Raw genomic sequence first — 6,000 nt, forward strand, 5'->3', positions numbered from 1 at the left:
TAATCCTCGGGAAGCCTAATTATGGGGTTCGATCTCATTTAAAACAAGAAAAAGGAGTGAAAACATGAAAGTAGTGGTAACTGGGGCAGCAGGCAAAATAGGGCGTTGGGCCGTAAGAACAATATTGGAGGCCGGCCACGATGTGACAGCGTCAGATCGGTTATTAAGAGAAGAATCAGCATCGAAAAAATTTATTCAAGCTGATTTGCGGGATTATGGCCAGGTATGCCAGCTTATTATGGGCTGTGATGCTGTAGTCCACCTCGGGAATATCCCGACCGATGTCAGGAATACCTCCCAGGCGATATTTGAAAATAATATGCTCGTCAATTTTAATGTCCTGGAAGCCTGTAAAGATTTTAAAATCCCTAAGCTGGTATGGGCTTCAAGTGAAACAGTGCTGGGATATCCGTTTGTCCCGAAAGAGCTCAGCTACCTTCCTGTAGACGAGGAGCACCCGACGATCGTAAAATCTTCGTATGCCATGGCAAAACGGCTGACTGAAATTCTCTCAGATATGTATTCAAAGCTTACCAAAACACAAATCGTCACACTCCGTTTTGCGAATATTTATGAGCCTGATGAATACGAAAAAATCCCTGGCATGCACTGGAACGAACAGCAAAAAGAGATACAAAAGAAAAATGCATGGGCGTATTGCGATGTAAGAGATGCAGCACACGCTTGCCTCCTTGCAGTCGAAAAAAATAATCTCGGGAACGATGTCTTCCATATTACTGCGCCGGACACCATCATGAAAGAACCGAGTGAAGATTTAGTTAAGCGGTTTTTCCCGGATGTCTCTTTAAAAAGAGATATAAAAGGATATGAAACGCTGATGGCAATCGATAAAGCGAAAAAGATCCTTGGTTATGAACCGCGTTATACATGGCGTTCTGTATTAAACAATGACGGCTCACTCAAAGCACTGCCAGAAGATCAGCTTTCATTATCCAAAATATAAAACAAAAAGCAGCTGATGTTCAATGAACGTCTGCTGCTTTTTTTATATCATACTCTTCTAAATTGATGTCTACATCCATTTTGAGAGCCAGCTTTGCCAGCTGCAGCCCCATATAGGGCCCCATTGTCAAACCTGACGATCCTAGGCCATTTGCTGCTATAATCCCGTCCCAGCCGGGAAGAGGTCCGATCACCGGCACATCACCTGGTGTAAAGGGGCGTAAACCGACTCTTGCCTCTTGAAAGGTGCTGTTTGCTAAACCAGGGGCCATTTCTAAACCTTTGTTCAACAATTCCTGCAGCCCGCCTGCCGTTATCCGTACATCATGTCCATCTATGCCATCTTCACGAGTCGCTCCAATGGCTATTCTCTTATCAGCATAAGCTAACAGATATTCCTTAGAAGGCGGCATTACAGCCGGCCAGCTGTCCATATCTTTTGCGGCCGGAACCTGTACATATACGATTTGCGCTTTTTGCGCGCTTACTTTGAAGCGAATGCCTAAAGGTTCCAGCAATTGGCCTGCCCATACACCTGCACAAACAATCACCTCATCAGCAGCATAACACTCATTATTCACAGTTACTCCTGTCACTCGTTTCGAATGATAGTGAAGCTTGGCATCGCCTGTTAAAAAAACGGCGCCCATCCTTTGAGCAGAACGCACCAATGCATCTCTCAGCACTTCCCCATCCACTCGGGCAGCTCCGCTTATATGAATGGAATGGTACCGTTTAGCCAGCAGCGGAAACATGCCAGCAGTTTTTATTTCAGAGAGAAAGGAAATCTCACCGATTTCCGGGGCACCTTGTTTACGGTCCTGCACCCGTTTTTCAATTTTCTCGATCTTTTCTTTCTCGTAATGAATACTAAGAGCACCAACAGGAGCATAACCCGTTTCTTTCACGCCTGCTTTTCTAAGCTCTTCTATGAAACTCGGGTAAAAGTGTGCTCCTGCCTTTGCCATTGTGTACCACGCCTGATTTTGCCTCGGTGACAGCCATGGACAAATAATGCCTTTCGCCGCATGGGTGGCCTGTCCCTTATCTTTCCGATCTATTACAAGAACCTCAGCCCCCATTTTGGCTAACTGATATGCAGTTGACGCTCCCAGAATTCCAGCTCCTACTACGATGATTTTTTTCATTTTCCGTAACCTTTCCCAACAGTCATTCCTCAATTAGTATAGCTAATTGCTTAGGAACTTATAAACAATCGGGAAATTAGTGAGAAGAAGCACTGATGGTTTATAGCTGCTCAAGCTTCTTTTCGAGTTCTTTAATACTTTTATTCAAAGCCTCTGTCATAGCTGCAAGTCTTTCCTTTGACGGCAGGTGTGCAAAATCAGCCTGCTGAAGAGGCTCACCGATAATAAGCTTCATTTTCCCTTTTTTAAACAATTCCTTTCCGCTTGATGGCCCTTTATAAGCAGCAGGAACGAGCGGCGCTTTCCCCATTTGCGCAATCGTCACCGCACCTCTTTTCAAAGGCACGTCCTCAGAGGTTCTTGTTCCGCTTGGAAAGATACCGACGATCTCTCCTTCTTTCAGCAGCTTAATCGGTGTTTTAATACTGCTAGGCCCGGGATTTTCCCGATCTACCGGAAAGGCATGAATTTTCTGCAGAAATGAACCGATCCATTTATTTTGAAAAAGCTCTTTTTTCGCCATGTAGTGTATTTGATAAGGAAGAATCCCGACTCCGAGTGTGATCACATCAACCCAGCCGGAGTGTGTACACGCGATGACAAAACCTGAATCGGCCGGAAGGTTTTCTTTGTTATACACCTTCACTCCTCCGCGAAGAGAAAGAATAACTTTTAAAGCATTTGCACAAAACTTATACATATCGCACTTCCTTTGTCGTAATCAATGATTCTTACTGTTACTTATTATAACAACATTTTTTATTACCTGGTACTAATTTTTATGATTTCTCCGGTTAAAACGCTAAAAAGCTGAGGATTCATCCTCAGCTTTTGTTATATTTCCTCCCTTGTCGGCGGTGCCATAAACTCCGGCCCGACCGGGTCTGATATCGTATTTTTTAAAATGGTATTAATGTCTTTATGATCTTCACTGCTCAGCGTCCAATCAGTTATTTCTGATACCGCCTCAACCTGCCCAGGCTTTCTTGCTCCCCAAAGAGCGATATCCGCTCCCGGCTGATCTAAGATCCATCTGACGGCCAAGTGAATCACTGATTTTCCATAACGTGTCTTCGCCAGCTTATCCAATTGTTTGACAGCGGAAAGGTACTCTTTAAAGCGGGGCTTCTGGAATTTCGGATCGTGATTTCTCAAATCGTCGCCTTCAAATGGATACTCTTCGGTCATTTTTCCTGTTAACAGCCCTCTGCATAAACTGCCGTATAATAACGTTGTGATCTGTTTGTCCTTTGCATACGGAAGGATATTCTCTTCGATGTCTCTTTCAAACAGATTATATGGAGGCTGTATTGAATGAAGCGGTGCAGCGGCACGAAATGTATCCATTTGCTCAACTGAAAAATTACTGACGCCAATCGCCCGGATTTTCCCCGCATCATATAATTCCTTCATGACTTCCGCCGTTTCTTCAATTGGCACAAGCGGATCAGGCCAATGCACCTGATAAAGATCAATATAATCCGTTTGAAGCCGTTTCAAAGAAGCCTCAACTTCCTCTATAATTCTCGCTCTGTTCGCGTGGCGGAACAGCTGGTTGTTCTTCCAGTCCAGAGCCGTTTTCGTGGCGAGAATCACCTGATCTCTTTTGCCGAGCTCTTTAATCGCCTTGCCGACGATTTCCTCGGACTGCCCGAAGCCATAAGCCGGCGCAGTGTCAATCAGTGTGATCCCCTGATCAAGAGCGGCGCGGATTGTTTTGATGGATGTTTTTTCGTCAGTGCCTCCCCACATCGTTCCGCCAATCGCCCATGTACCGAGGCCGATTCTGGAGGCTTTGATTCCTGTATCTGCAATACTGGTATATTCCATTTTGCCACTCCTTCACTTTTTCACTATTTTTTCCCCGCTGGCAAAAATGTTAAACATTTCTCGGTACTATCTTTTGCGTGTATTTTTAGTTACTATATAGGAATGGTGTTTGATAAAAAAGCCGTTTGCACGTAATGTGCAACTTTAAACCTTTCTTATGCGTGTATAAGATAGAGGGGAGAAAAGGCAGTGACGATCGATGAAATTTACCAAATGTACATGAATGATGTTTACAGGTTCCTGCTCTCCATGACTAAAGACAAGCATCTTGCCGAAGACTTGCTGCAGGAAACCTTTATGCGGGCATACATACACATTCACTCCTATGATCACAGCAAAGTAAAGCCCTGGCTTTTTCAAGTAGCGCGAAACGCCTTCATTGATTACGTCAGAAAGCATAAGAAAGAAGTAACCATTTCTGATGACTTGATCGGAAGCCTCTTTCAGAATGCTGTTCAGAGCCCTGCCCATCAGGTAGAGATAAAGGAAGTGCTGACTGGTTATATGTCCGAGCTCCCCGATAATTATCGGGAGGCCTTAACGCTATATTATTTAAAAGAGTTAAATTACAAAGAAGCATCCCATATTATGAATATTTCAGAGGCGAATTTTAAAAGTGTTTTATTTCGCGCCAGACAGCGGCTGAAAGCACTTTATAATAGAGGTGTTAATGATGAATGAAGAATTTAAAAAGCGTTTTGATCAATATAAAAATGGGGAAATGAGCGACCAGGAAATGACCGCTTTTGAGGAAGAACTTGAGAAGCTAGAGGTGTATCAGGAACTGATTGACAGCGAGCTGGAGGACGATAACGATTGGGATGTCAGCATCAGTCCTGAAAAACAAAAAGCGATTTTAGCTTACGGCAAACGCAAGTCTTATTTGCGAATTTCTGTACTTGCCGTCATTTCGACATTGATGATTTTGCCGCTTTGTACGCTGGGAAGCTACCTCTATTATGGAATGGGAGGAAAACACAGCACCGGCAATGAATTTATGGAAACAGCCGCAGTCACTGTAGCCCTGACCATGCCGAATGTTCTTGTCGATACATCAGGACTGAAAAGCCAAGTGAAGCTGTTTGGCATGAATACGGAATTCCCGCTGCAAAAGCAGATCGGCACGAAGACAGCTGCCGTAGGGAATGAACGGGTTGAAATGTTTTATGATAAAGTGAAAGCGCCAGCCGTGAACTACTATAACTTAGAAGTGAATAAAACCGGCCTTTACTTTACACACCCATCAAATGCGTCGGAACAAACAACCGCTAAAGCAGAAAAAACGTTAAAGACATTACCTGAAGGAACGGTTTCCGAGGTCTATCTTTCATATGACCGTGCATACCCGACAAAAGAAGTGTATAACAAGTTCAAAGGCTATGATGTGAGCTTTTTGTGGAATGCAATTGAAACAGAGAGAAATACAAATGAGACAGTGTACACAGAACCTCTTGGCTATCCCGGGAAGGATTCAAAGTTCTTGGCCGTACTTAATACAAAAGGCAAGTCAAATGGCGATCAGTTTATCAATGCCTTGAAATTCATGTCCAAGCACGAAAAGTGGGCGCAGGTCATTTCAAAACGAAAAGACTTGAATGTGAATAACCGATTGGATTATGTCGAAAAAAACGGTGTCAATGTATACGGTTCGGTCGTTACAGGACCAACCAAGGAAATCCAGCGCATGCTGAAAAACAAATCTGTAAAATCAGCGAATGTCGGTGAGGTGGAATTATGGAACTGGTAAGAATTTTCAAAGAACACAATGTATTCGGCTGGATCTCTGTCGGAACAGCGGTTCTGTCCCTGCTCCTGCTCAATTTGGCGATTATCAGCAATGTCACATTTTATTCCTATCAAATGCTTCCGTTCGCCATGGCTGCCGTTCCGTTTGGCGTTATTGAACTCTTCATCAAGAGAGGACGCACAGGCCCCGGCCTGCTCGGCGTCATCCTGAATCTCTTTGTAATCATTTGTGTGTATACCATTGTATCTGTAGATACCAATTTACAGTTTGGCTTTTAAAAAAAGACGCCTCTTCTGAAGTGCACCCCAAATT

At 43.9% G+C, this 6,000-nt stretch carries 7 protein-coding genes; 4 read left to right on the top strand and 3 right to left on the bottom strand.

Translation table 11 applies throughout. The annotated features are described in order from the left end of the window. The first annotated feature begins 64 nt into the window (after positions 1-64). On the top strand, positions 65-964 hold the full coding sequence (locus MOF34_RS11935) for an NAD-dependent epimerase/dehydratase family protein (RefSeq protein WP_003224186.1): 900 nt from the start codon (positions 65-67) through the stop codon (positions 962-964). A gap of 19 nt (positions 965-983) precedes the next feature. Here the strand turns inward: MOF34_RS11935 and MOF34_RS11940 are convergent, their stop codons facing one another. From MOF34_RS11940 to MOF34_RS11950, 3 genes are all read right to left on the bottom strand, one after another. Then, the gene (locus tag MOF34_RS11940; protein ID WP_268400280.1) at positions 984-2,111 is read right to left on the bottom strand and encodes an FAD-dependent oxidoreductase; all 1,128 of its coding nucleotides are present in this window, start codon (positions 2,109-2,111) and stop codon (positions 984-986) included. A gap of 100 nt (positions 2,112-2,211) precedes the next feature. Further along, entirely contained in the window at positions 2,212-2,811 is a 600-nt protein-coding gene (locus MOF34_RS11945; protein ID WP_268400281.1) for a 1-acylglycerol-3-phosphate O-acyltransferase, read from the bottom strand. A gap of 134 nt (positions 2,812-2,945) precedes the next feature. Further along, on the bottom strand, positions 2,946-3,941 hold the full coding sequence (locus tag MOF34_RS11950) for an aldo/keto reductase (protein ID WP_268400282.1): 996 nt from the start codon (positions 3,939-3,941) through the stop codon (positions 2,946-2,948). 189 nt (positions 3,942-4,130) lie between these two features. Between MOF34_RS11950 and sigM the strand changes: the two genes are divergently transcribed. Genes sigM through MOF34_RS11965 form a run of 3 tightly spaced genes read left to right on the top strand, consistent with a single transcriptional unit; the run spans position 4,131 to position 5,966 of the window. Continuing rightward, the gene (gene sigM / locus MOF34_RS11955) at positions 4,131-4,622 is read left to right on the top strand and encodes an RNA polymerase sigma factor SigM (protein WP_003224177.1); all 492 of its coding nucleotides are present in this window, start codon (positions 4,131-4,133) and stop codon (positions 4,620-4,622) included. Continuing rightward, positions 4,612-5,688 carry an anti-sigma factor gene (locus MOF34_RS11960; RefSeq protein WP_268400283.1) on the top strand — a complete coding sequence of 359 codons (1,077 nt, stop codon included), beginning with the start codon at positions 4,612-4,614 and terminating at the stop codon, positions 5,686-5,688. The genes sigM and MOF34_RS11960 overlap by 11 nt, the downstream gene beginning before the upstream one ends. Further along, complete coding sequence (locus MOF34_RS11965; protein ID WP_003224169.1) at positions 5,676-5,966, top strand: anti-sigma-M factor; 291 nt, start codon at positions 5,676-5,678, stop codon at positions 5,964-5,966. The genes MOF34_RS11960 and MOF34_RS11965 overlap by 13 nt, the downstream gene beginning before the upstream one ends. Positions 5,967-6,000: the final 34 nt, after the last annotated feature.

This window comes from Bacillus sp. T17B1, assembly GCF_026796395.1.
In the GTDB taxonomy this organism is placed as follows: domain Bacteria; phylum Bacillota; class Bacilli; order Bacillales; family Bacillaceae; genus Bacillus; species Bacillus spizizenii_A.

Coding starts and splice junctions, on each gene's coding strand:
- MOF34_RS11940 (WP_268400280.1), bottom strand. CDS start 2,111: ATGAAAAAAATCATCGTAGTAGGAGCTGGAATTCTGGGAGCGTCAACT.
- MOF34_RS11945 (WP_268400281.1), bottom strand. CDS start 2,811: ATGTATAAGTTTTGTGCAAATGCTTTAAAAGTTATTCTTTCTCTTCGC.
- MOF34_RS11960 (WP_268400283.1), top strand. CDS start 4,612: ATGATGAATGAAGAATTTAAAAAGCGTTTTGATCAATATAAAAATGGG.
- MOF34_RS11935 (WP_003224186.1), top strand. CDS start 65: ATGAAAGTAGTGGTAACTGGGGCAGCAGGCAAAATAGGGCGTTGGGCC.
- MOF34_RS11965 (WP_003224169.1), top strand. CDS start 5,676: ATGGAACTGGTAAGAATTTTCAAAGAACACAATGTATTCGGCTGGATC.
- MOF34_RS11950 (WP_268400282.1), bottom strand. CDS start 3,941: ATGGAATATACCAGTATTGCAGATACAGGAATCAAAGCCTCCAGAATC.